The organism is Dactylosporangium sp. NPDC049140 (assembly GCF_040648435.1).
Genome location: NZ_JBEZDS010000058.1, coordinates 1 through 20,755 on the forward strand (window position 1 = coordinate 1; position 20,755 = coordinate 20,755).

Here is a 20,755-nt window from a genome sequence, read left to right on the forward strand (position 1 = left end):
ACCACTGTCACCACCGCCGGCGGTGTCGTCCTTACGGGTGTCACTACAAGCCGACGTCGCGGCCAGCGTGACGGCCAGGGCGGTGGCGGCCAGGAGCCGGAATGTCTTCGACAACTTCGGCGCCTCCTTTCGGTAATGGTCGGGAGTGGGGTTTGTTACGGCCGCGAACTTACCGGGATCGCGGTCGAATTGCGCATAACGGATTCGTAACGGGAATGATTGATGCGCATTTGTAAAACGCGACTCCAGGACCTCCACGGGCATAACACTTTTGCGTCGATGGAATGCTGGAAACCAATACGTGAAAGGCGGCTTGAGATATTGACGTATGACGTATGACGCCCTAGCGTGAGGTCTCCCGGGCGTCGCGGGCCGCGCAGGCGCTGGCGCCCAACGCTGTCGGCCGCCACGAACCGCGGCACGGGCCAACCGCCACTGGACCCCGCCCCTGCGAAGGAGCACCGCCGTGCCCATGTTGCGAAACCACCATCGACTCGCCGCCGCCGTGAGCGCGGCGGCCGCCGGTCTCGTGGTGGCCGCGACCCTCGCCGCACTCGCGCCCCCGGCCGCGGCCGCCGTCATGACCACGCTCGTCGTGTCGCCGAGCGGCTCGGGCACCTCGTGCTCGTCCGCGCAGCCGTGCTCGCTCGCCCAGGCGCAGGCCGCTGTCCGGGCGAGCGCGCCGTCGATGACCGGCGACATCGTCGTGCAGATCGGCGGCGGCACCTACACCCTCGGCGCGCCGCTGACCTTCACGGCCGCGGACTCCGGCACCAACGGCCACACGGTGTTCTGGCAGGCCGCGGCGGGCGCCAAACCGATCGTCTCCGGCGGGCAGAAGGTGACCGGCTGGACGGTGGCGGACTCCGGGCAGAACATCTGGCGGGCCGCCGTCGGCACCGGGTTCGACACCCGGCAGCTGTACGTCGACGGCCGCCTCGCCACACGCGCGCGCACCCAGGTCAACCGCGGCGACTTCACCGCCTCGGCAACGGGGCTCAGCTTCACCAACGGCGCGCTGTCGTACCTCAACAACCTCGCCAACAAGAGCCGCGTCGAGGTCGAGTCCGTCGACTCCTTCACCGACCGCTACGTGCCGGTACAGACGATCGCCAACAACACGCTCACGATGCAGCAGCCCGCGTGGAACAACAACACGTGGGGCTACGACACGCTCAGCAAGCCCTTCCGGGCCGGTCCGCTGTACCTCGCCAACGCCCGCGAGTTCCTGGACAGCGCGGGGGAGTGGTACCTCGACACCGCCGCCGGCACCCTCTACTACAAGCCCCTCGCCGGTCAGGACATGGCCACCGCCGACGTCGAGCTGCCGCGCCTGGAGTCGCTGCTGCGCATCGGCGGCACCTACGCGGCGCCCGCACACAACCTGACCTTCACCGGCCTGCAGTTCGCCAACACCAGCTGGCTGCAGCCCAGCAGTAACCAGGGCTACGCCGACCAGCAGACCGGCGCCTACATCTACGGCGCCTGGAACCGGCCGGCCGACGCGCTGACGTCGTGCCAGTCCGGCTGCCAGCTGTTCGAGGCGACCCGGCCCGGCTGGCGGCAGATGCCGGCCGCGGTGCAGGTCTCGGCGGCCACCGCCATCACCTTCGCCGGCAACCGGTACACCAATCTCGGCCAGGTCGGGCTGGGCATCGGCAACGACGCCAACGCCAACGGCACCGGGGTCGGCCTCGGCGCGAGCAACATCACCGTCAGCGGCAACACGTTCGACGCCCTCGCGGCGGGCGGGATCGTCGTCGGCGGCGTCCAGGCCGACGCGCACCATCCGAGTGACGCGCGGATGACGAACAGCGGTATCACCCTGAGCAACAACGTCATCCACGACGTCGCGCTCGACTACCGCAGCCACGCCGGGCTGCTGATGACCTACACGGCCGGCTCGTCCATCGCGCACAACGAGGTGTACAACCTGCCGTACACCGGCATCGCCATCGGCTACGGCTGGGGCGCCAACGACCCGGGCGGCAGCCAGGACTATGTCGACCGCGGCCTGTACAACTACCAGCCGAAGTACACGACGGCGACCGTCGCGGCCAACAACCGGGTCACGGCGAACTACGTCCACGACGTCGTGCAGCAGATGACCGACGGCGGTGCGTTCTACAACCTCTCGGCCAGCCCCGGCACCACGGTGGACCAGAACTACTTCCGCAACACCAACGGCTGGCTCGGCATGTACTTCGACGAGGGCTCGCGGTACGTCTCCGCCTCGAACAACGTCCTCGACAACATCGGCACCTGGGCGTACACCCAGGCGTGGGCGAACAACAACACCGGCAACCTGACGCTGACCGGCAACTGGACCACCAGCAGTACCACGAACGTCACCACCGGCTCCCGGGGCAACACCAACTCCGGCACGGTCGTGGTGACCGGCGGTAACTGGCCGAGCGGTGCCCGGGCGGTCATGGCCGCGGCCGGCGTCGGGACCGCGCCGCCGAGTGACGCCTTCGCCCTGCGTGGCCAGGCCTCCAACCGGTGCCTCGACATCGCCGGCGCGTCGCAGAGCAACGGGTCGCTCGCACAGATCTGGGACTGCCACGGGGGAACGAACCAGCAGTTCACCCTGACCGCGGCGGGTGAGCTGCGGGTCTACGGCGGCGCGAAGTGCCTGGACGTGACCGGTCGCGGCACGGCCAACGGCACCGCGGTCGAGATCTGGGACTGCAACGGCCAGACGAACCAGCAGTACCGGCTGGGCAGCGACGGCACCGTGACGGCGGTCGGCGCGAACAAGTGCCTCGACGTCAGCGCCAACGGCACCGCCAACGGCACGAAGGTACAGATCTGGGACTGCCTCGGGGCGGCCAACCAGAAATGGACACGGAGCTGACGCGGGTGCGGCACGAACCGGTGGCGGAGGTTCGCCCGGCCGCGGGGCGGGCGGACCTCCCCGCGCCGCGCGTCGTCACGGCCCTGGTGGTCGGCGGTCACGCACTTGGCGAGCTCATCCGCCCGGCCGTGGACAGCGTGGTGGTGCGGCAGCCGGCCGAGCTGGTCGGTGGCGACGGTGCGGGCGTGAACCTGGTCGTCCTGACGACGCCGGACACCGTGACGGACCTGGCCGCCCTGGCCGTGCTGCCGCGGCCCCGGCCGCCGGTGCTCGCCGTCACCCCCGCGATCGGCCCGGGCGAGGTGCTGACCGTCCTGCGCTCGGGCGTGCGCAGCATCCTCGTCGACGGGCAGTACACCCGGTCCGACCTGCTCGACGCGGTGCGGGCGACGGCGGCCGGGCACAGCCGGCTCTCCCCGGGCCCCCTGGCCGCTGTGGTCGACCACCTGCAGGCGGGCTTCGGCGTCGAGCCGGCCCGGCCGGTCCTGACCCCGCGCGAGCTGGACATCATGAGGCTGCTCGTGACCGGCGAGGCCAACCCGGCGATCGCGCGGCGGCTGGCCCTCGCCGAGAAGACCGTCCGCAACAGCGTCAGCCAGATCTACCTGAAGCTCGGGGTGAGCGGCCGCGGCGAGGCGGTGGTGTGGTGGATGAGCCGCGTCGACCCGGGCTGAGCCACATGCCGCCGCTCGGTGCACGGCGTGCCTGGGCATCGACGCCTGCGGGTCCTTGTCGGCAGGGTGGGCAAAGCGATTGCATGCCCGCGTGTGACCAGCTTTGATCGGTACCCGTGACCTTCCTCGATGAGCTTGCCTGCCCGGATCGGTATCCGCGCTCGTCCCGGTACGACCCGGCCTGGCTGCTCGACCTGGACATGGGGCCGAACCCGCTGTGGCTGCTGGAGGACCTGGCCCGGGATCTTGACCTGCGCCCGGGAATGCAGGTCCTGGACCTGGGCTCCGGCAAGGGAGCGACGTCCGTGTTCCTGGCCCGTGAGTACGGCGTCCAGGTCGTGGCGGCCGATTGGTGGATCGCGCCGGATGAGGCAGCGACCGTGTTCGCTGACGCCGGCGTTTCCGGCCAGGTGACCGCCGTGCGGGCCGAGGCGCACAACCTGCCGTTCGGGAAGAACAGCTTCGACGCCATCGTAAGCATCGACGCGTTCGAGTATTTCGGCACCTCTGACTGGTACCTGCCGTACCTCGTGGGGTTCCTACGGCCCGGCGGCCAACTCGGCGTGGCGACGCCGGGAATGACCCAGGAGGTCCGGGAACTCGGGGCGATCCCGGAGCGTATCAAGGAACTGTTCGGCTGGGAGCCGATCGCCTGGCACACCGCCGAGTGGTGGCGCTTTCAGTGGGAGGTCACCGAACTCGTGACCGTCACATCGGCACGACTGCAGGAAGATGGCTGGCGGGACTGGCTGCTATGGACACAGGCGGTGGCCGAGCACACAGGCGACTGGACTGGCCTACAACACAATCGCCAGGCGGTGATCGACCTACTCGCCGCCGACGCCGGCGAGTTCCTCACCTTCGCGATGGTGACAGCGAGGAAGAACTGACGAGCAAGCTCCGCCGCCGTGACCCCGGACCCTGACAGTTCACGGTCTCTAGCGCCGCGGGTCGAGGGCGTGCTTGCCGATCGTGCGGCCCGTCTCGAGCTCCTTGAGCACGGACGGGCCGTCGGCGAGAGGGTGCACGACGGCGGTACCGGGCGGATAGACCCCTTGCGCGACAAGCGAGTCGAGCTCCGTGAGCAGCGCCTGGTACGTGTCCGGGCAGTTCGCGGCCAGCGCGCCGATGTGCAGACCTTTGATCTGTACCGGGTACGTGAAGACCAGTTCGCGGGTGCTGACGGCGGCCTCGCCGGACGCGTCGCCGAACACGATGACGCGGCCGGCGAACGGCTTGGCCACCGACAGGCTGACGCCGAAGGTCGCCCGGCCGACGGACTCGAGCACGAGGTCGACGCGGCCGGCCCGCCGGAGGATCTCCTCGGCGAGGTCGCCGCGCCGGCTGTCCAGCACCACGTCGGCCCCGAGCGCCCGGACCGTGTCGTGCTTGCCCGGTGAGGCGGTGGCGACGACGCGGGCGCCGTAGTGCCGGGCGAGGCGGACGGCGGCCTGTCCCACGCCACCGGCGGCGGCGTGGACCAGCACCACGTCACCGTCCCGGACCTCGCCGAGCGGCCGGAGCGCCGCGAGCGCGGTGGCCCAGTTGAGCACCATGCCGAGGGCTTCGGCGTCGCTCCATCCCGGCGGTACCGGGAGCACGCCCGCGGCCGGCATCACCATGTACTGCGCGAACGCTCCCGGTCCGGCGCCGACGACGTGCGTGCCGGTCGGCAGCGGGTCGTCGATGCCCGCTCCGGCGGCGACGATCTCGCCGGCGGCCTCGAACCCGGCGACGTACGGCGGGGTGGGTCCGCCGCCGTACGCTCCCCGTGTCTGCATGACGTCCGCGAAGTTGATCCCCGCGGCGCCCACCCGGATCAGGTAGCCGCCGGGTCCGGGATCGCCGGGCCGGGGCACGTCGGCCGCGAGGGCCAGGTCGTCCGGCCCTCGGTCGGACCGCTGTACCAGTGCGCGCATGTTCATGATCCGACCGTAGAAGCTTCACATCTGTGTGAAGGTCAAGCCTTCGCGTCAGGGAACTCGATCGCCGCCTGCCGGCCGTCGCCGAGCAGGAAGTAGCCGAGGAACGTCACGCCCTCGCGCTCGGCGTCGAAGCGCGCGATCCGGGCCCCCTCCGGCTCGTAGAACACGTCGCCGGGGCGCAGTACCGCCGCCGGCTCTCCCTCGATCTGGTAGACGGCGGAGCCGGTCTCGATGCTGCCGAACACGGGGCCGTTGTGCACGTGCAGCCCGGCCGCCCGGTCCGGCGGGATGACGATCCGGCGGACCTCGACCCGATGCGTGTGCTGCGGCGTCGCCAGCGGTTCGTCAAGCACCACTGTGCGCGTGATCGGCGGCAGCTCTTGCTCATCCATGGTGTACACACTAGTAGGTACACCAGGGATCGGCGCAAGGTTGTTCCCCGCGGCCTGCGGCGATAAGGCCGCCGACGGCCGCGGACCGGGCGGCTTCAAGTACCGCACCTGGCAACGACCGGAACACTGACATGCCACCCGTGGCCGTCGCCGCCATCTGGGTCGTGGTGCTGGCCGCACTCACGGCGCTGCTCTTCGGGATCTCGGACTGGACCATCCGCCGGGAACGGCTCGAGGCCTACACCGCCGTCGTGGTCGGCAAGGACACCTACCACCAGGCCGACGACTACGACGCCGGCCAGACGTTCTACTACCTGCTCCTCGACACCGGCCGGCGCCGGCCGCTGCGCCGCGGGGTGCCCTACGACACGTACCAACGGGCCCGCACCGGAGACTGCGTGCTGAAGCGCTCCGGCGAGAAGCCCGTCCTGCTGCCCCGGCGAGCCGGCCGCACCTGATGTCCGGAGCATCCGCCGCCGGTCAGCGGCGCAGCAGCTGGCGGAGCAGGCGTACGGCCTGGGCCGGTGTGACCCGCGGCAGGTAGGCGCGCGTCACGGCGTTGCCGATGGTCGGCAGGGCGGCCGAGTCCGGGTACGCCAGCAGCAGCGGCCGGTGCTCCGGCTGGAACTTGGCCTTGAACGCCAGCAGGGACCGGAAGCCGTAGACCGGCTCGAGCGCGCCGCCGAGCCGGTGCAGCAGCGGGGCCAGCCCGTCCGGGGGCGGCGCGGTGCGGCGGGCGAGCGGGGCCCCGGACAGGCTCAGGAACTCCGCGCCCTCCGCCTGGCAGCGCAGGGCGGCGGAGGCGATCAGCAGCTCCATGACTCCGTTGAAGCAGTCCGGGCGGCGGCGCATCAGGTCCAGCGTCCAGCCCACGACGCCGCCGTCGCGGTACACCGGAAGCCAACTGGTGACGGCGTGCACCCGGCCGGCACCGTCGACGGCGAGCAGGCACCGCACCTCGTCGTCGCACAGCTCGTCGATGCCGCCGAGGGTGAACCCCATCTCCGGCATGCCCTTGGCCACCACCCAGGCGTCGGAGACGTCGCGCACCTGTCCGGCGATCTCGGGCGGGGCCTGGCTGAAGCGGTACCACCGCGCCTCGATGCCCTCGCGACCGGCCCGGTTGAGCGCCGTGCGCACGTCCTGCCACCGCCGGCCCCGGAACTCCAGCCCGGCCAGGGGCAGGATGGTCTCCTGGGCCACCTCGAGCAGGCCCCAGCCGTGGTCGCGCAGCCCGTCGGCGCACCGGTCGGTGATGCCGTAGAAGCACGGCGTCCAGCCGCGCTCGAGGCAGTACCGGCTGTACTCGGTCAGGGCGGCGGCGTGCGCGGCGGGATCGCCGACCGGGCCGCCGAGGGTGAGCGCGACGGACGAGATGACGCGGTACGCCAGCACGGCCCGACCGTCCTCGCTGAACCAGTAGCTGTTGCCGCGCCAGGTGACCATGTAGGACAGCGGGTCGCCGCCGAACTCGACAAGCAGCCGCCGGGCCCGGGCCGCGTCGCCGTCGGCCGCGGCCGGCTCGTCGCCCAGGTAGGACCGGGCGATCCCGGTGAGCAGCGCCAGCCACGCCGCCGTACCGATCCAGCCGTGCAGCACCCGCGCCGGGGCCTCGCGCGGCACGAACGCGGGCGGGAACAGGTCGAGGTAGCCGACCGGCAGGAACCGCCGCGGCAGGTCGGCCAGCAGCCCCCCGAACGACGGCACCGGGTCGAACTGCCGGCGCAGCAGGTACCCGCCGGCGAGGTACGCGACCGCGGCGACCACCGGGCCGCCCACGCCCAGCAGCCACAGCGCCCGGTGGCGCCGCCGCGGCGGCACCAGCCGGAACCGGCCGCGGAAGACCAGGAGCAGGACGGCGACGAGCAGCGGCTGCAGGACGGCGGCGGCGATCGACAGGTCCTCGGGCGGCTGGAACGCCGACGCGTCGAGCTGCTGCGGTACCACGTCGAACGCCAGCGCGGCCAGGCCGGCCAGGACGAGGTTGGTGACCACGGCCAGGCGCAGCGCGAAGCGCCGCCCGCGCCGCAGGCCCTCGGCGGCGAGCAGCAGCAGCACGACCGGCAGCACCGACAGCAGCGCCGGCCCCAGCCCGGTGTCGCGCAGCTGGGCCACCATGGCGTGGCACTGCTCGGCCAGCTCCGGCTCCCCGCAGGCGGCGTCGACGTCGGCGAGCCCAGGCGGCAGGGCGAGCACGACGTAGCGCAGCGCCGCCAGCGGCCCGGAAGGCCGCGCGATGAGCGTCGCCGCGACCGGCCCCACCGCGCCGGCCGCGACCACGAGCGCCAGCTGTACCCGGATCTCCGGACGGGTCGGTGGCCCGGCGGCCGGTGCCCCGCCGGGCCGCAGCAGCCGGCCGAGGAGCAGCCCGGCGAGGCCCGCGACGAACACCACCAGGTCGATGGGGCGGCCCGCGTACAGCGCCAGCATCGCCAGCGCGACCCCGGCGACCAGCCGCAGCCGCCGGCGCCACAGCGGCGTCAGCGCGGCGGTCCCGGCGAGGGCCAGCCCGACGGTCGCGGGCACCGGCCCGACCACCAGCGACCCGTCGGGCGCCGGAATCCACCAACCGGGCCCGGAAGCCGCGGTCAACAGCAACAGCGCCAGTGGTACCGCCGTGAGCTCGACCGCCAGCCAGCAGGCGGCGGCGCGCAAGGTGCCGATCCGCCGCTCCACCGGGAACGCGAGCGCGACGACGGCGAGGGTGGCGGCCGCGTACCCGCGCAGATCCTGGCTGTACAACGGCGTCCAGTGCCCGAGCCCGCCCGCGGCGGCCGCTGCGGCCAGCCAGATCGCGAGCAGCAGCGCGGTGCTGAAGGGCGCGGAGCGCAGCAGCGAGCGGATCATGCGGCGGTGATGCCCATCCGGACGGCCAGCCGCGGCAGCCCGGCGACCAGGCCGGCGGCCCACACCTGCCACGAGTGCCCGCCGGGCAGCTCCCACCACCGCACGCTCATCCCGGCCCGCTCGCACGCGGCCCGGACGAGCCGCTGCTGCGGCCCGTACTCCGTGTCGTCCAGCCCGGCGACGAGCAGCGCCTCGCTGCCCGCGAAGCGTTGCCCGGCCAGGATGTCCAGCGGGTTGACCCGCACGAACGCCGCCGCGTCGCCGCCGAACGCGGCCGCGACGGTCCCGGCCCGGTCGCCCAGCGTGGGCTCGCGCTGGCCGGAGATGTCCAGCAAAGTCGGGTACCGATCGGGCCGGCGCACCCCCAGCTGCAGCGAACAGGTGCCGCCATAGGAGTAGCCGCCGACGGCCCAGTGCCGGTACGACGGGTCGACGTCGAAATGGGCGCGGACCCACGCCGGGACGTCCTCGCTGAGGTACGTCTCGACGTTGCCCAGGCGCGAGTCCAGGCACAGCGGGTTGGCGACGAGAGAGCCGAGGGCGTCGGGCATCACGACCAGCGGCGCGAGGCCGTCGTGCGCGCGGGCGAAGTCGTCCATGACCCGGTCGACCCGCCCGCCGTCGATCCAGTCCCGTGGGCTGCCCGGCTGCCCGGACAGCAGGATCAGCACCGGCAGCACGGCGCGCTCGGCGGCGAGGTAGGCGGGCGGCAGGTACACCCAGGCCGGCCTTGCGGCGAAGCCGGACCGCTCGCCCGGGATCGCCGCGTTCAGCAGCCGCCCGCTCGCGGCCAGGTCCGGCGGCCGGTGCCACACCTCGGCCAGTGGCTGATCGGCGGCGGCCCCGGTCGCCGTGACCCCGTGCGGCGCCATGTCGTCGATCCCGATCATGTTCTCCGGTCGCACGCCGAGGGCGGCGCGCACGGTGCTGAACTGGCCGTAGAAGGCGTTGACGGCCGTGGCGGCGCCGAGCACGGTGGCGGCGGCGGCCAGCACCGCCACGACCCGCCGCCGGCCGGTCCGCGGCCAGGCGACGACCGCCAGCCCGATGCCGGTCAGCCCGAACGCGACCCGGGCGAGCACCGTCACCGGCAGGGGATCGGGAAAGGGCCGCCACACATGGTCGACGAGCCATCCTCCGCCGGCGGCGAGGGCGACGGCGATCCCGGCCGCCGCGAGCCCGCGGCGGACCCGCCCGTGCGTCACCGCCTGCAGCAACAGGGTCGCCCCGGCCGCCGCGGCGAGACAGATGGTGACCGGCAGCCAGCCGTGCAGCAGCGACCACTCCAGCGGCGACGTCACCGCCGGCCCGCACTGGTCGACGTGGCGGCGACCGGCGCCCGGCCCGGCGTGGACGCCTCGCGCGGGTGCGGCGGCCGGCCCGGGCGGCAGCGCCGCCGGAACCGCCGCTGGGCCGCCGGATCGGCGGGCGAGCACGCCGGCCGGCGGCAGCGCGGCGCGGGCGTGGGGGCCGCACAAGCCGCGGTGGTGTGATCGGTACGCACGAACTCGGGCGCCGTCCCGCCGCCGACGCTCACGCTCAGGTCGATCGCCATGCCCAGCGCCACGGCGATCCCCAGTAACCCCGCTACGTACCGTGTGCGCACGCCGACTCCTGTCCCCGGTTTGGCGGTCCCGTTTGATAGACGATCGAGCGGCGCCGTTCGGTTCCGTCGATGAAACCGGGTCGTCGCTCACGTCCAGCACGGTGACCGACCGTGATCGGCTCGGGTAGCGTCGGCGCATGCCTGCCATCCGCCCGATCGCGCTCGCCGTGCCGCGGCGCGGCGACGATCTGCTCGTGTTCGAGTACCACGACGCGACGAAGCACCAGACCTTCTACCGGCCGCTGGGCGGCGGCATCGAGTTCGGCGAGACGGCCGAGGCGGCGGTGCACCGGGAGATGCGCGAGGAGCTCGGCGTGGGGCTGCTCGACGTGCGCCTGCTCGGGGTGCTGGAGAACATCTTCCAGGCCTTCGGCGGCGCCGGGCACGAGATCGTGTTCGTCTTCGGCTGCCGCCTGGCCGACGCTGCCCTCTACGAACGCGATGCGGTCGGCGAGATCCTCGACGACCGCGGCACGAAGGTCATGTGGCGTCCGCTGGGCGGCTTCGGCGCGGACCGGCCGCTGTACCCGCACGGCCTCGCCGGCCTGTTGCGAGGGTGAGGTCCCGGGCCGCGAACGCCCGTGGCCGACGCTCGCCGGTCACGCGCTGCCAGCTGGTTGGAAGAGCTCGACCGGGTTTCCGGCCGGGTCGTCGAGAACGATCTGCCGGCCGCCGGGGCCGTCGACGACGCCGCTGCGGAACCTGACCCCGGCCGCGCGCAGCCGGGCGACCTCGGCGTCGATGTCGATGACGAGCAGGTGGATGCGGTTCCAGCCGCCGGGGTGCGGCACGGCGCCGTCCGGCATCACCCGGCCGGCCGAGCTGGCCGGGCCTGACAGCAGCAGGCGCAGGTTGCCGCGCATCACGTCGGCGAACGCCGGCAGGAATGCGGTGTTGACCGTGAATCCGAGGTGCATGGTGTAGAAGTCGATGGCGGCCTGGACGTCGTCGACGAGGTACCGCACGTGGACGGTGTCGGCGGTGATGCCGGTCATGATCCCTCCTGAGTTGCTTCGGCGGCGAGGGCGCGCGTTGACCCACGCCCCGACGTTACATCAAATCGATTTGATGTAACCTGCATGTCGCCGCACGCTCGTATCCGGCTTGACGACGAACTGGTCGTCAAGCCGGATACGCTGCTCAGTCGCTGACGTGCCCGGACGCGCTTACCGCAGCGTCCACCTCTGGTTGGTACCGCTGCCGCAGGTCCACAGGATGATCTTCGTGCCGTTGGCGGTCGCCGCGCCGGAGGCGTCCACGCACAGGCCGGACTGCACGCCCGTGATGGTGCCGTTGGTGTTGACGTTCCATTGCTGGTTCGTCTGTCCGTTGCAGTCCCAGATCACGACGGTCGTGCCGTTGGTGGTGCCTTTGTTGTACGCGTCCAGGCACTTGTTGCCGTAGATCATGAGCTGCTTGCTCGAGGTGTACGTCCACTTCTGATTGGCCTGGCCGCCGCAGTCCCACAGCTGCGCCTGCGTGCCGTTGGTGGTGCTCGAGTTGTTGATGTCGATGCAGCGGCCGGACTGGGTACCCACGATCGAGACGCCCGCCGGGCTGCTGCCGTCGGTGCCGGCCACGGTGAGCAGGACCGCCTCGTGCGCCGGGACCGAGGTGGTGTAGCTGCCGCTGAAGCTGCCGGCGTCCGTGGCGGTCCACAGGTTGCGTACGGTGGCCGAGCCCGTCAGGCCGAGGTCCGACCAGCGAACGGTGATGTTGCCGGCCGAGCCGGTGCGGTTGAGCAGCAGCACCGCCCGGCGTCCGGAGCCGGACAGCGTCTTGCTGTACACCTGGCGGCCCGTCTGATCCTCGGCCACCCTCGTGCCCTGGCGGCCCAGCGAGTCCTGGTCCACCGCGATGACCTCGCGATTGGTCAGGATCGCGCGGGTGTCACTGCTCATCTGGGTGAGGTTGTTGCCGGCCAGCAGCGGGGCGCCCGAGATGGCCCACATGCCGACGTGGGTCCGGTTCTGCGCGGCGGTGAAGCCGGGCATCCCGGCGATGAGCATGTCCGGGTCGTTGTAGTGGCCGGCGGACTGCGCCGTGGGGTGCTGCGCGGCGTCGAAGTTCGTCAGCACCCGGTCCATCGACGGGCTCTCGCCGAAGTAGATGATGTCCGCGCTGGTGCGCCACATGCTGGACATCCCCGGCGCCCAGTCCCAGGGGTTCTGCTTGCCCCAGTTGCAGATCGACAGCACCATCGGCCGGCCGGTCTGCGCGGTGGCCCGCCCGATCGAGTCGCTGATCGCCTGGTACGCGTTGCGCGCGTTGAGCCCTTCCGCGTCGCCGCCGCACCAGTCCACCTTCACGAAGTCGAAGCCCCACTGGGAGAACTGCAGGAAGTCCTGGTCGTAGTGGCCCTCGCTGCCGGACCCGGGCGCCGCGGGCCGGCCGGTGGGGAAGTAGTAGCCGCAGCCGTCGCGCCCGGCGTCGGTGTAGATGCCGGCCTTCAGGCCCTTGCTGTGGATGTAGTCGGCGATCGCCTTCATGCCGCCGGGCCACTCGTTCGTGTCGACGACGATGTTGCCGGCCCCGTCGCGGGTGCCCTGCCACCAGCCCTCGTCGATGTTGATGTACTGGTATCCGGCGTCCTTGAGGCCCGAGGAGACCATCGCGTCGGCCTGCGCCTTGATGACGTTGGCGTTGATCTTCGCGGCGAACGTGTTCCACGACGCCCAGCCCATCGGGGGAGCGTTGACCACCGCGGCCGCGGCCGCGGCGGGTGCGGCGACGGCGCTGGCCCGGCCGGCGCTGACGGCGGTGGCCAGCGCGGCGAGGGCGATGAGCGCACCCGCCACGACGGCGCGCGCACGCCCTGGCCTGAACACGACGATCCCCATGGCGATCTCCTTCGGCTGCGTACGCCGGCCGCGTTGGCGGGGTGACCGACGCATGGTCACTACGGCCGGGAGCAACCTAGTGTTAACGCTCACACTAGTTGATGTCAATGCTTCGATTCGTGCGGGCGGTTCGCAAAGTGATCGCTCACATGAGCGTCGCCTTCTGGGGGGACCGCCGCAGTACCGTGCTGCAGCGGGAACAGATCCAGGCCGGCGCGTTCCTGACCGGCGCCACGGTCAGCGAACGGGACTTCACCCGGTCGGTGGGCGCGTTCGGCTACCCCGCCGTGGTGCTGCTCGACCAGCACGGCCGGATACTGCAGATCGCCCCGCGCCGGCCGGAGCTGCTCGGCACCGATCTGACCGGCCGCTACGCGCACCTGCGCACCGCGGTCGGGGAGGGCCGGCCGGCCGTCTCCCGGGTCGTGCCCTCCGCGGCGCGAGGTGAGCCGGTCGCCGCGTTCGCCGTGTTCCGGTTCAGTAGGCTTCCCGCCGGAACCGCCCACAACTTCTTCTGACGCTCAGCCGGTGCCGCCGGGGGCCAGGAGGGGTTCGAGCAGCCCGACGAGCTGTGCGCGCTCCGCGGCCGGCAGCCGGCCCAGGGTGGGCGCGAGCGCCTGGAGGATCTCGTTGTCCAGGCGCTGCGTGAGCTCGCGGCCGGCGGGGGTCAGGAACACTTCGACGGCGCGGCCGTCGAGCGGGTTCTTGCCCCGGGCCAGCAGTCCCCGGCGTTCGGCGCGATCGATCAGGCCGGACAGCGTGGACTTGTCGAGGCCCAGGTACGCGGCCAGTTCGGTCACGCCGGGGCGGCGGTCGCGCAGGATGCCCAGCACCCGCAGCTGCGTGAGGGACAGGTCGTTCTCGGCGCCGATGCGGGTGAGCACGCCCGTCACGTGGAAGGTGCTGCGGACGAGTGCGTCGACGAGTGCGTTCACGGAGTCCTCGGAGGCCACCCCATCATGCTACTTGACATAGGTGGCATTACCAACAATCCTAGAAGTCGGTGGTAATACCAACTATCTCCTCAGGAGGTCCTCCCGTGCGTGCCGCAGTCCTCACCGCGTTCGACACCCCGCCGATGTACCGCGACCATCCGGAGCCGGTCGCGGCCAACGACAACGAGATGGTCGTGGAGGTGCTCGCGGCCGGCCTGCACCACCTGACCCGGGCCAAGGCCACCGGCGCGCACTACAGCAGCAGCGGCACGTTCCCGCTCGTGCCGGGCGCCGACGGTGTCGTGCGCGACGGGTCCGGGCGGCTGCGCTACGTCGCCCTCGACGACACGAAGCTCGGGACGTTCGCCGACCGGACCGTGATCGACGTCCGCCGCAGCGTGGTGCTGCCGGACGGCGTCGACCCGGTCCGGATCGCCGCCGCGATGAACCCGGGTATGTCCTCCTGGGTCGCGCTGCGCCGCCGTATCGAGTTCGCCCCGGGCCAGCGCGTCCTCGTCATCGGCGCCACCGGGAACGCCGGGCGGATGGCGGTACAGGTCGCGAAGCTGTTCGGAGCCGCGCACGTCATCGCCGCCGGGCGGGACGCGGCGCGCCTCGAGGCACTGCGCGCCCTGGGCGCCGACGAGACGTGCACGCTGGACCGTCTCGAGCGGGCGGCGGACGTCGACGTCGTCATCGACTACGTGTGGGGCGAGGCCGTGGCCGGCGCCATGGTTCCGATGCTCTCCGCCCGCTCGGACCGCGCCGCCCCGCTGACCTGGATCCAGATCGGGTCGGTGGGCGGTGCGACCGCGCCGGTGCCGTCGGTCGCGCTGCGCTCGGCCCGGATGCAGATCGTCGGCAGCGGGATCGGCTCGGTCCCCGCCCGCGATTTCATCGCGGAGCTGCCGGGGCTGGCGGTAGCGGTGGCGGAGGGCGCCCTCGACGTGCGGGCCCGCGCGGTGCCGCTCGCCGAGGTCGGCCCGGCGTGGACGGCCGAGACGGACGACCGCATCGTCTTCGTGCCGTAGCGAAACCGGGCGACCGGAGGAGTCCATCCGCTTCTGGTCGCGTGTCTAGCATCGCCGCATGCAGATGGTTGAGCGTCCATGGGGGATCGCCGCGTTCGGCGCGGCGAGCGTGAAGGCCATGCCGGATCTGGTGCGGGTCCGGTTCAAGATCGTGCGGATCGAGCAGAGTCCGGCCGGTGCGTTCGCCGAGACCCGCGGCGCGGTCCGGGCGGTGCGGGCCGCGTTGCGCGAGCACGGGGTCGCGGACGGGGACGTGCAGTCGTCGCGGCTCGACCTCAAGACGGCGACGGAGTACATCGACGGGACGCATCGGCCGGTCGGGTACCAGTGCCAAGCCGCCTTTGCCGTTGAGTCGCGCAATCTGGACGACGTCGAGCCGTTGCTGGTCGACGTGGTGGCGGCCGGGGCGAACGAGCTCGAGGGCGTCGACTTCGATGTCACCACGAAGCGCGAACTGCGGGCCGACGCCCGCCGGCGCGCGGTCGCGGCGGCGCGGGGCAAGGCGGAGCTGTACGCGCAGGAGGCGGGCGTGCGCCTCGGCGCCGTCCTGCACGTCGAGGACGTCGACTCGGACTCGCCGTACACGCAGCGGTACCGCAGCCACTCCGCGAGCAGCGTCGACGCCCTCGAGGCGGACCTCGCGCCGGGCCACATCATCGTGTCGGCGGCGACGATCGTGGGCTACGCGATCGCCCGCGACTGACCGGGTCAGGCGTCGGCACCGCGGTGCCGGCTGCGAAACGCCGTGGACTTGGCCCGGTTGCCGCAGGCCGCCATGTCGCACCAGCGGCGGGAGGTGTTGCGGGAGCCGTCGAGGAACACCCACCGGCAGTCCTCGCCCCGGCACGCCTTCAGCCGCGGCCACGACGGGCGGGCGGAGGCGCGCAGCAACGCCGCGACGGTGGCGGCGCCGATGTCGCGGGCGAGATCGCCGGCGGCATCGGCGCGCAGTCCCGGGGCGTCGCCGCCCAGGTCCGGCCGGAGCGTGAGGCCGTCGAGGGCGGCGGCGTCCACGGCGCTGTCGATGCCGTTGTTCCGCAGCGCCAGGGCGCGGATCACGGCCCGCAGGGTGCGCAGGAGCGCGACCGCCTCGGCGTCGGCCGGCCGCGGCGCGCTCCGGCCGCCCAGGCCCCGCCACCACTGCCGCACCGACCGGCCGTCGGCGAGCTCGTCGTCGGCGCCGTGTGCGGTGTTGGCCACCGCGATGAGCAGCTCCTCGTCGTCCACGCAACCACTATACGCGCTACACCGGTTGCTCGGACCCGTCGCCGGTGTCGTAGGCGAACACGATCATGTCGCGCATGAGGATCCCGTGCTCGCGCAGCGGCGGCTGGATGTAGTCGAAGAAGTCGCGCTTGACCGAGTGCATCCGGAAGCCGCACTGCTGATAGAAGGCGATGTTGTCCAGCGCGCAGTTGGCCGTGCCGACGAGCAGCTCCCGGCCGTGCCCGGGCAGCTCCTCGAGGATCGCGGCGATGATCCGGCGGCCCAGGCCCGTGCCCCGGCGGTCGGCGGCGACCGCGATGTAGAGGAGCTCGCTGGGTTCCCGATCGTCCCAGCGCACCACCGCCGCGCCGACCGGCTCGTCGCCGTCCAGGGCCGCGTAGGCCTGGCAGGACGGGTCGCGCAGCGCGGACCGGATGCGTTCGTCGTCCTCCTCGGCGTCGTGCAGGATCGGCACCAGCCGCTCCGCCGCCGCGCCGGCAACCGCAACGATTGTCACAGGACTGCCCTCTCTTCGCGAACGGGCGCCGGATCGGCCGGGGCGGCGAGGAGCACCGCGGCGGCGCCGATGAGTTCGACGGCCAGGAGGCCGGCCGGGCGCACCGCGTCCAGCGCGACCACCGACACGGTGGTGCCGATGCCGTACACGGCCGACGAGAGCAGGATCGCCGCCTCGCCGGAACTGTGCGGTGCCACCCGGCGCCTCCATTCCCCGCCACCATCCGGCGACGTAACCATCGTCACGGTTACACCGGTCAGGCGAGGCGTCAACCGACAAACGTCAGGCGCTCTTCACCACGCCGCCGTCGATGAGGTACTCGGCGCCGGTGATGTTGTTCGGCGAGGCGGCGAACGCGATCAGCCGGGCGACCTCCGCCGGTGTGCTCAGCCGGCCGGTCGAAGCGCCGAGCGTGGCCATGAGCTGCTTGGCGAAGGCGTCGTGGGGGAGGCCCTGCTGCGCGGCGACGTGCGCGATGAAGCCGTCCGGGTCGGTCCAGACGCCGGTGGACACCGGGCCGGGAGCGACGGTGATCGCCCGGACGCCCTGCGGGCCGAACTGCTCGGCGATCACCTTGGTCAGCGCGTTGAGCGCGGCCTTGGCGACGTTGTAGTCGACCGGCCCGGCGGTGACCAGGCGGGCGCCGGCCGAGGAGACGTTGATGACGGTACCGCGGCGCTCGATGAGGCTCGGCAGTGCCGCGCGCGTGGCTCGCAGCGCGGTGTAGAAGTGCAGGTCGAACGTGTGCTGCCAGGCGCTGTCGGGCAGGTCGACGAGGTTGAGCAGGGCGCCCCGGGCCACGTCGGCGGCGTCGCCGATGCCCACGTTGTTGACCAGCACGTCGATCCCGCCCAGTTCGGCCAGGGCGCGGCCGATGAGCGTGGCCGGACCGTCCGGTGTGGACAGATCGACGGCGACCGGGACGGCGGCGGTGGCGCGCAGGCCGTCCGTGATGGTGCGGGACCCGGTCACGACGCGCATGCCCTCGCTCAGGAGGGTGCGGACGACCTCGAGGCCGATGCCCTTGCTGCCGCCGGTGACGACGGCGGTCTTGCCGGAAAGCTGCAGATCCATGGTGTACCCCTTCAAGCGGGACCGAACGGTCCGGGACCGATCGGTCCGATTCTGGCAACGCCGCAGCCGGGCTGTCAAGGATGGCGGACCAATCAGTCCGTTATGATGGTCGGCGGAGGCAGCCATGGCACGCAGACCGGACCCGACCGCACGGCAGCGGATTCTCGATGCCGCGACGCGGCTCTTCGACACGTACGGCGTGCACGCCGTCGGCCTGCAGCAGGTCATCGACGAGCTCGGCTGCGGCAAGAACCTGCTGTACCGCGAGTTCGCGACCAAGGACGAACTCGTGGTGGCCTACCTCGGGCGCTGCCGCGACGCCTGGACGGCGATGATCGAGGCCGCGACGGCGCCGTTCCCGGACGACCCGGCGGCTCAGCTCGTCGCGATCGTGCGCACCACGGTGGAGCACGCGACCGCGCCCGGGTACCGGGGCTGTCCGGTGCACAACACGCACGCCGAGTTCCCCGACGCCGCCCACCCCGTCCACCCGGTGGCGGTGCGGCACTTCACCGTCGTCCAGGAGCTGCTCCTGGACCTGGCCGAGCGGGCCGGCGCGGCCGATCCGAAGGCGCTGGCCGATCGGCTCGCCCTCATCATCGACGGCGCCAACACCAACGGCGCGGCGCTGGGCAACCGGGGCAGCGCGGCCGCGGCGGTGGCCTTCGCCGAGGACGTGGTGCGGGCGGCGGTCTCCTGACGCCGCTCCGTCAGCTCGAGAAGGCCTTGCGGTAGTCGCGGGGCGGCACGCCGCGGCGGCGGACGAACTGCTCGCGCAGGGTCGCGGCGGTGCCGAAGCCGACGCGCCGGGCGACCTCCTCGATCGACAGGCCGGCCGTCTCCAGCAGCTCCTCCGCGCGGTTCAGCCGCTGGCTGAGCACCCAGGCGTGCGGCGTCGAGCCCGTGGCGGCCGTGAAGCGGCGGGCGAACGAGCGCTGGCTCATCAGCGCCCGGGTGGCCAGCGTCTCCACCGTCAGCGGGCCGTCCAGGTGGTCGCGGGCCCAGGCGAGCACCCCGGCCAGCCTTTCGTCGTCGCAGTCGACCGGTACCGGCGCGGCCACGTACTGGGCCTGGCCGCCGTCGCGGTGGGGCGGCACGACCATGTCGCGGGCGATCTCGTTGGCCACGGAGGCGCCGTACTCGCGGCGCAGCAGGTACAGGCACATGTCGACGCCCGCCGCGCCGCCCGCCCCGGTGACGACCCGGCCCTCGTCGACGTACAGCACCTCCGGCAGCACCGCGACGGCGGGAAAACGCTCCGCCATGGCCGCGGCCCACCGCCAGTGCGTGGTGGCCCGCCGCCCGTCCAGCAGCCCGGCCGCGGCCAGCACGTAGGTGCCGGTGCAGTAGCCGGCGACGGTCGCGCCCCGCTCGTACGCGGTCCGGATCGCCGCCAGCGCCTCCGGCGACGGCTCGAGGCCGAACGCGTCCCAGGAGGTCACCAGCACGAGGTCGGCGGCGGCGAGCCGGTCCAGGCCGTGCTCGATCACCACCTTGAGCCCGCTGTCCGTGGTCACCGGCCCCGGCCGGTCGGCGCAGACGGCGAAGTCGAACCCCGGGCCGCCGCGAGGCCGGCGGTCGAAGCCGAAGATCTCGCTGGCGATGCCGACGCCCAGCGCGCCGGTGCCCTCGGCCACATAGGCGGCGACGCTGGTGAATGGGGTACCCACGCCACCCATGATGGCAGAAAATCGGCGATCCTATGCAGGTCTGCCACTGTTGGCCGGCACAGCGGCGGCGCACGCTCAGGACATGTTCGTCATCGACTGCCCGGCCCACCGTTCCCGCGTCCTGCTCTCCGAGCGGCGCATCCGCAGCCTGCGCAACACCGACGCCGGCGTGCTGGTCGACCTCGAGTGCTACTGCGGCCACGTCGAACGCCTCCACACGGGCCGCACCCACGAACGGCGACGGCACTGAACGAGAATGCCGGCGCGCGCGGGTGATGTCAGGGCCGCATGAGTACCGCGCGGGCCGTCTCCGGGGCGATCTGCGCCAGCACCTGCAGCGGCGCCTCCCATTCGCCGAGTGACCAGGCCTCGGTCAGCACCCGCCGGGCTCGCACCGGCCGCCGGCGCTTGAACAGATCGAGCGCGATCGCGGCGAGAGCGTCGGCGCGCTGTGCCGGGGCGTTGATGCGCCGGGCGATCCGCAGGCCGCGGTCCGGGTCCCTGGCCAAGGCGGTAGATACCTCGGCGAGCGCCAGGTCCCGGACGTCGGTGTGGGCCGGCTCGAGCCGGTTCCACGCCCACGCCGGATCGTGCCCGTCGCCACATGCGTCAGCGACACGTTCCGCGGCGTCGGCGTAACCGGCCCGGGCCAGTGCCGCGGCGAGAAAGACCTGCATGCGACCGGACGGCGACGGGGGCGCGTCCGCGACCAGCCGCTCCGCGCGGTCGGGCTGCCCGGTCCGGCAGAGCGCCTCGATGCCGTACGCCAGCGCAAACGAGAACCAGGTGTCGCTGCGGGCGGGCGCCGATCGGGCCAGGTCGACGGCGGCGTCGACCATGTGTTCGACCATCGGGCCGTCGCCGAGCTCGCCCCAGGCGTGCACGAGTTGCGCGTAGACGAGACCCCGGTCGCGAGGATCCATCAGCTCCGTCGCGAGGAGCTGCGCCTTGCGGGCGTGGGCGGCGCCGGCCCGGGCTGCGAGCCCGGCGTGGAACAGCGCGCGCTGAAGCCCGTCCGGCAGCCGCCGTTCGACCACGGCGACCTGTGCGGGATTCCCCGTCCGGACCATGATGGCGGCTGAATTTACGAACGTCAATCACCGCGGCAGCGATACACCTACACCCGAGCGCCGTGGTCCTGCTCGTGGCCGAGGCGGACTACCGGTACGGCTCGGGCGAAC

General features: G+C 72.5%; 25 protein-coding genes. 10 read left to right on the forward strand and 15 right to left on the reverse strand.

The window, feature by feature from the left end:
- A partial coding sequence (locus tag AB0B76_RS50155; RefSeq protein WP_360390592.1) for a hypothetical protein occupies positions 1-258 on the reverse strand: 258 nt, incomplete at its 3' end.
- A 214-nt stretch (positions 259-472) separates the two neighbouring features.
- On the opposite strand from AB0B76_RS50155, the gene AB0B76_RS50160 reads away from it, so the two are divergent.
- From AB0B76_RS50160 to AB0B76_RS50170, 3 genes are all read left to right on the forward strand, one after another.
- Positions 473-2,857 carry an RICIN domain-containing protein gene (locus tag AB0B76_RS50160; RefSeq protein ID WP_360390770.1) on the forward strand — a complete coding sequence of 795 codons (2,385 nt, stop codon included), beginning with the start codon at positions 473-475 and terminating at the stop codon, positions 2,855-2,857.
- 5 nt (positions 2,858-2,862) lie between these two features.
- On the forward strand, positions 2,863-3,531 hold the full coding sequence (locus tag AB0B76_RS50165; RefSeq protein ID WP_360390595.1) for a response regulator transcription factor: 669 nt from the start codon (positions 2,863-2,865) through the stop codon (positions 3,529-3,531).
- A 116-nt stretch (positions 3,532-3,647) separates the two neighbouring features.
- Positions 3,648-4,421, forward strand: coding sequence for a methyltransferase domain-containing protein (locus AB0B76_RS50170; RefSeq protein WP_360390598.1), 774 nt, complete (start codon positions 3,648-3,650; stop codon positions 4,419-4,421).
- 48 nt (positions 4,422-4,469) lie between these two features.
- Here AB0B76_RS50170 and AB0B76_RS50175 read toward each other — a convergent pair whose 3' ends face one another.
- Together AB0B76_RS50175 and AB0B76_RS50180 are read right to left on the reverse strand one after the other, a co-directional pair.
- A complete protein-coding gene (locus AB0B76_RS50175; RefSeq protein WP_360390601.1) occupies positions 4,470-5,456 on the reverse strand; it encodes a zinc-binding dehydrogenase in 987 nt (328 codons plus the stop codon).
- 35 nt (positions 5,457-5,491) lie between these two features.
- On the reverse strand, positions 5,492-5,848 hold the full coding sequence (locus tag AB0B76_RS50180) for a hypothetical protein (RefSeq protein WP_360390603.1): 357 nt from the start codon (positions 5,846-5,848) through the stop codon (positions 5,492-5,494).
- A 140-nt stretch (positions 5,849-5,988) separates the two neighbouring features.
- Between AB0B76_RS50180 and AB0B76_RS50185 the strand changes: the two genes are divergently transcribed.
- Entirely contained in the window at positions 5,989-6,306 is a 318-nt protein-coding gene (locus tag AB0B76_RS50185; protein ID WP_360390606.1) for a hypothetical protein, read from the forward strand.
- 22 nt (positions 6,307-6,328) lie between these two features.
- Here the strand turns inward: AB0B76_RS50185 and AB0B76_RS50190 are convergent, their stop codons facing one another.
- From AB0B76_RS50190 to AB0B76_RS50200, 3 genes are read right to left on the reverse strand one after another with little or no spacing between them, the layout of a single operon-like run.
- A complete protein-coding gene (locus AB0B76_RS50190) occupies positions 6,329-8,695 on the reverse strand; it encodes a DUF2156 domain-containing protein (RefSeq protein ID WP_360390609.1) in 2,367 nt (788 codons plus the stop codon).
- The gene (locus AB0B76_RS50195; RefSeq protein ID WP_360390611.1) at positions 8,692-9,996 is read right to left on the reverse strand and encodes an alpha/beta hydrolase-fold protein; all 1,305 of its coding nucleotides are present in this window, start codon (positions 9,994-9,996) and stop codon (positions 8,692-8,694) included. Before AB0B76_RS50195 ends, AB0B76_RS50190 begins: the two co-directional genes overlap by 4 nt.
- Positions 9,993-10,301 carry a hypothetical protein gene (locus AB0B76_RS50200; protein WP_360390614.1) on the reverse strand — a complete coding sequence of 103 codons (309 nt, stop codon included), beginning with the start codon at positions 10,299-10,301 and terminating at the stop codon, positions 9,993-9,995. Before AB0B76_RS50200 ends, AB0B76_RS50195 begins: the two co-directional genes overlap by 4 nt.
- Before the next feature lie 137 nt (positions 10,302-10,438).
- Between AB0B76_RS50200 and AB0B76_RS50205 the strand changes: the two genes are divergently transcribed.
- Entirely contained in the window at positions 10,439-10,861 is a 423-nt protein-coding gene (locus tag AB0B76_RS50205; RefSeq protein WP_360390616.1) for an NUDIX domain-containing protein, read from the forward strand.
- Positions 10,862-10,900: 39 nt separating this feature from the next.
- Here the strand turns inward: AB0B76_RS50205 and AB0B76_RS50210 are convergent, their stop codons facing one another.
- On the reverse strand, positions 10,901-11,296 hold the full coding sequence (locus AB0B76_RS50210) for a VOC family protein (protein ID WP_360390618.1): 396 nt from the start codon (positions 11,294-11,296) through the stop codon (positions 10,901-10,903).
- Between the two features lie 171 nt (positions 11,297-11,467).
- Positions 11,468-13,141, reverse strand: a complete 1,674-nt coding sequence (locus tag AB0B76_RS50215) for a ricin-type beta-trefoil lectin domain protein (RefSeq protein WP_360390621.1) — start codon at positions 13,139-13,141, stop codon at positions 11,468-11,470.
- 149 nt (positions 13,142-13,290) lie between these two features.
- Here AB0B76_RS50215 and AB0B76_RS50220 point away from each other — a divergent pair, with 149 nt between their 5' ends.
- Entirely contained in the window at positions 13,291-13,659 is a 369-nt protein-coding gene (locus AB0B76_RS50220) for a hypothetical protein (RefSeq protein ID WP_360390624.1), read from the forward strand.
- A 3-nt stretch (positions 13,660-13,662) separates the two neighbouring features.
- Here AB0B76_RS50220 and AB0B76_RS50225 read toward each other — a convergent pair whose 3' ends face one another.
- Positions 13,663-14,094 carry a MarR family transcriptional regulator gene (locus AB0B76_RS50225; RefSeq protein WP_360390626.1) on the reverse strand — a complete coding sequence of 144 codons (432 nt, stop codon included), beginning with the start codon at positions 14,092-14,094 and terminating at the stop codon, positions 13,663-13,665.
- Positions 14,095-14,180: 86 nt separating this feature from the next.
- Between AB0B76_RS50225 and AB0B76_RS50230 the strand changes: the two genes are divergently transcribed.
- Entirely contained in the window at positions 14,181-15,107 is a 927-nt protein-coding gene (locus AB0B76_RS50230) for a zinc-binding alcohol dehydrogenase family protein (protein WP_360390629.1), read from the forward strand.
- Positions 15,108-15,165: 58 nt separating this feature from the next.
- The gene (locus AB0B76_RS50235; RefSeq protein WP_360390632.1) at positions 15,166-15,810 is read left to right on the forward strand and encodes an SIMPL domain-containing protein; all 645 of its coding nucleotides are present in this window, start codon (positions 15,166-15,168) and stop codon (positions 15,808-15,810) included.
- Between the two features lie 5 nt (positions 15,811-15,815).
- On the opposite strand, the gene AB0B76_RS50240 is transcribed toward AB0B76_RS50235, so the two are convergent.
- The 4 genes from AB0B76_RS50240 to AB0B76_RS50255 all read right to left on the reverse strand — a co-directional run bounded on the left by AB0B76_RS50240 (position 15,816) and on the right by AB0B76_RS50255 (position 17,904).
- Positions 15,816-16,334 carry a CGNR zinc finger domain-containing protein gene (locus AB0B76_RS50240; RefSeq protein ID WP_360390635.1) on the reverse strand — a complete coding sequence of 173 codons (519 nt, stop codon included), beginning with the start codon at positions 16,332-16,334 and terminating at the stop codon, positions 15,816-15,818.
- 16 nt (positions 16,335-16,350) lie between these two features.
- Complete coding sequence (locus AB0B76_RS50245) at positions 16,351-16,830, reverse strand: GNAT family N-acetyltransferase (protein WP_360390637.1); 480 nt, start codon at positions 16,828-16,830, stop codon at positions 16,351-16,353.
- Positions 16,827-17,027 carry a hypothetical protein gene (locus tag AB0B76_RS50250; protein ID WP_360390639.1) on the reverse strand — a complete coding sequence of 67 codons (201 nt, stop codon included), beginning with the start codon at positions 17,025-17,027 and terminating at the stop codon, positions 16,827-16,829. The genes AB0B76_RS50245 and AB0B76_RS50250 overlap by 4 nt, the downstream gene beginning before the upstream one ends.
- Before the next feature lie 85 nt (positions 17,028-17,112).
- Positions 17,113-17,904: an SDR family oxidoreductase gene (locus tag AB0B76_RS50255; RefSeq protein WP_360390642.1), complete on the reverse strand. Its 792-nt coding sequence runs from the start codon at positions 17,902-17,904 to the stop codon at positions 17,113-17,115.
- 124 nt (positions 17,905-18,028) lie between these two features.
- Here AB0B76_RS50255 and AB0B76_RS50260 point away from each other — a divergent pair, with 124 nt between their 5' ends.
- Positions 18,029-18,604 (forward strand): TetR/AcrR family transcriptional regulator, encoded by a 576-nt coding sequence (locus AB0B76_RS50260; protein WP_360390645.1) that lies wholly within the window; start codon positions 18,029-18,031, stop codon positions 18,602-18,604.
- Between the two features lie 10 nt (positions 18,605-18,614).
- Here the strand turns inward: AB0B76_RS50260 and AB0B76_RS50265 are convergent, their stop codons facing one another.
- Positions 18,615-19,574, reverse strand: coding sequence for a helix-turn-helix domain-containing protein (locus tag AB0B76_RS50265; protein WP_360390647.1), 960 nt, complete (start codon positions 19,572-19,574; stop codon positions 18,615-18,617).
- Between the two features lie 82 nt (positions 19,575-19,656).
- On the opposite strand from AB0B76_RS50265, the gene AB0B76_RS50270 reads away from it, so the two are divergent.
- A complete protein-coding gene (locus AB0B76_RS50270; RefSeq protein WP_360390650.1) occupies positions 19,657-19,824 on the forward strand; it encodes a hypothetical protein in 168 nt (55 codons plus the stop codon).
- A gap of 28 nt (positions 19,825-19,852) precedes the next feature.
- On the opposite strand, the gene AB0B76_RS50275 is transcribed toward AB0B76_RS50270, so the two are convergent.
- Positions 19,853-20,644, reverse strand: a complete 792-nt coding sequence (locus AB0B76_RS50275; RefSeq protein WP_360390653.1) for a hypothetical protein — start codon at positions 20,642-20,644, stop codon at positions 19,853-19,855.
- Between the last annotated feature and the right edge of the window lie 111 nt (positions 20,645-20,755).

Coding starts and splice junctions, on each gene's coding strand:
- AB0B76_RS50260 (WP_360390645.1), top strand. CDS start 18,029: ATGGCACGCAGACCGGACCCGACCGCACGGCAGCGGATTCTCGATGCC.
- AB0B76_RS50190 (WP_360390609.1), bottom strand. CDS start 8,695: ATGATCCGCTCGCTGCTGCGCTCCGCGCCCTTCAGCACCGCGCTGCTG.
- AB0B76_RS50210 (WP_360390618.1), bottom strand. CDS start 11,296: ATGACCGGCATCACCGCCGACACCGTCCACGTGCGGTACCTCGTCGAC.
- AB0B76_RS50220 (WP_360390624.1), top strand. CDS start 13,291: ATGAGCGTCGCCTTCTGGGGGGACCGCCGCAGTACCGTGCTGCAGCGG.
- AB0B76_RS50270 (WP_360390650.1), top strand. CDS start 19,657: ATGTTCGTCATCGACTGCCCGGCCCACCGTTCCCGCGTCCTGCTCTCC.
- AB0B76_RS50160 (WP_360390770.1), top strand. CDS start 473: ATGTTGCGAAACCACCATCGACTCGCCGCCGCCGTGAGCGCGGCGGCC.
- AB0B76_RS50275 (WP_360390653.1), bottom strand. CDS start 20,644: ATGGTCCGGACGGGGAATCCCGCACAGGTCGCCGTGGTCGAACGGCGG.
- AB0B76_RS50235 (WP_360390632.1), top strand. CDS start 15,166: ATGCAGATGGTTGAGCGTCCATGGGGGATCGCCGCGTTCGGCGCGGCG.
- AB0B76_RS50255 (WP_360390642.1), bottom strand. CDS start 17,904: ATGGATCTGCAGCTTTCCGGCAAGACCGCCGTCGTCACCGGCGGCAGC.
- AB0B76_RS50180 (WP_360390603.1), bottom strand. CDS start 5,848: ATGGATGAGCAAGAGCTGCCGCCGATCACGCGCACAGTGGTGCTTGAC.
- AB0B76_RS50205 (WP_360390616.1), top strand. CDS start 10,439: ATGCCTGCCATCCGCCCGATCGCGCTCGCCGTGCCGCGGCGCGGCGAC.
- AB0B76_RS50215 (WP_360390621.1), bottom strand. CDS start 13,141: ATGGGGATCGTCGTGTTCAGGCCAGGGCGTGCGCGCGCCGTCGTGGCG.
- AB0B76_RS50175 (WP_360390601.1), bottom strand. CDS start 5,456: ATGAACATGCGCGCACTGGTACAGCGGTCCGACCGAGGGCCGGACGAC.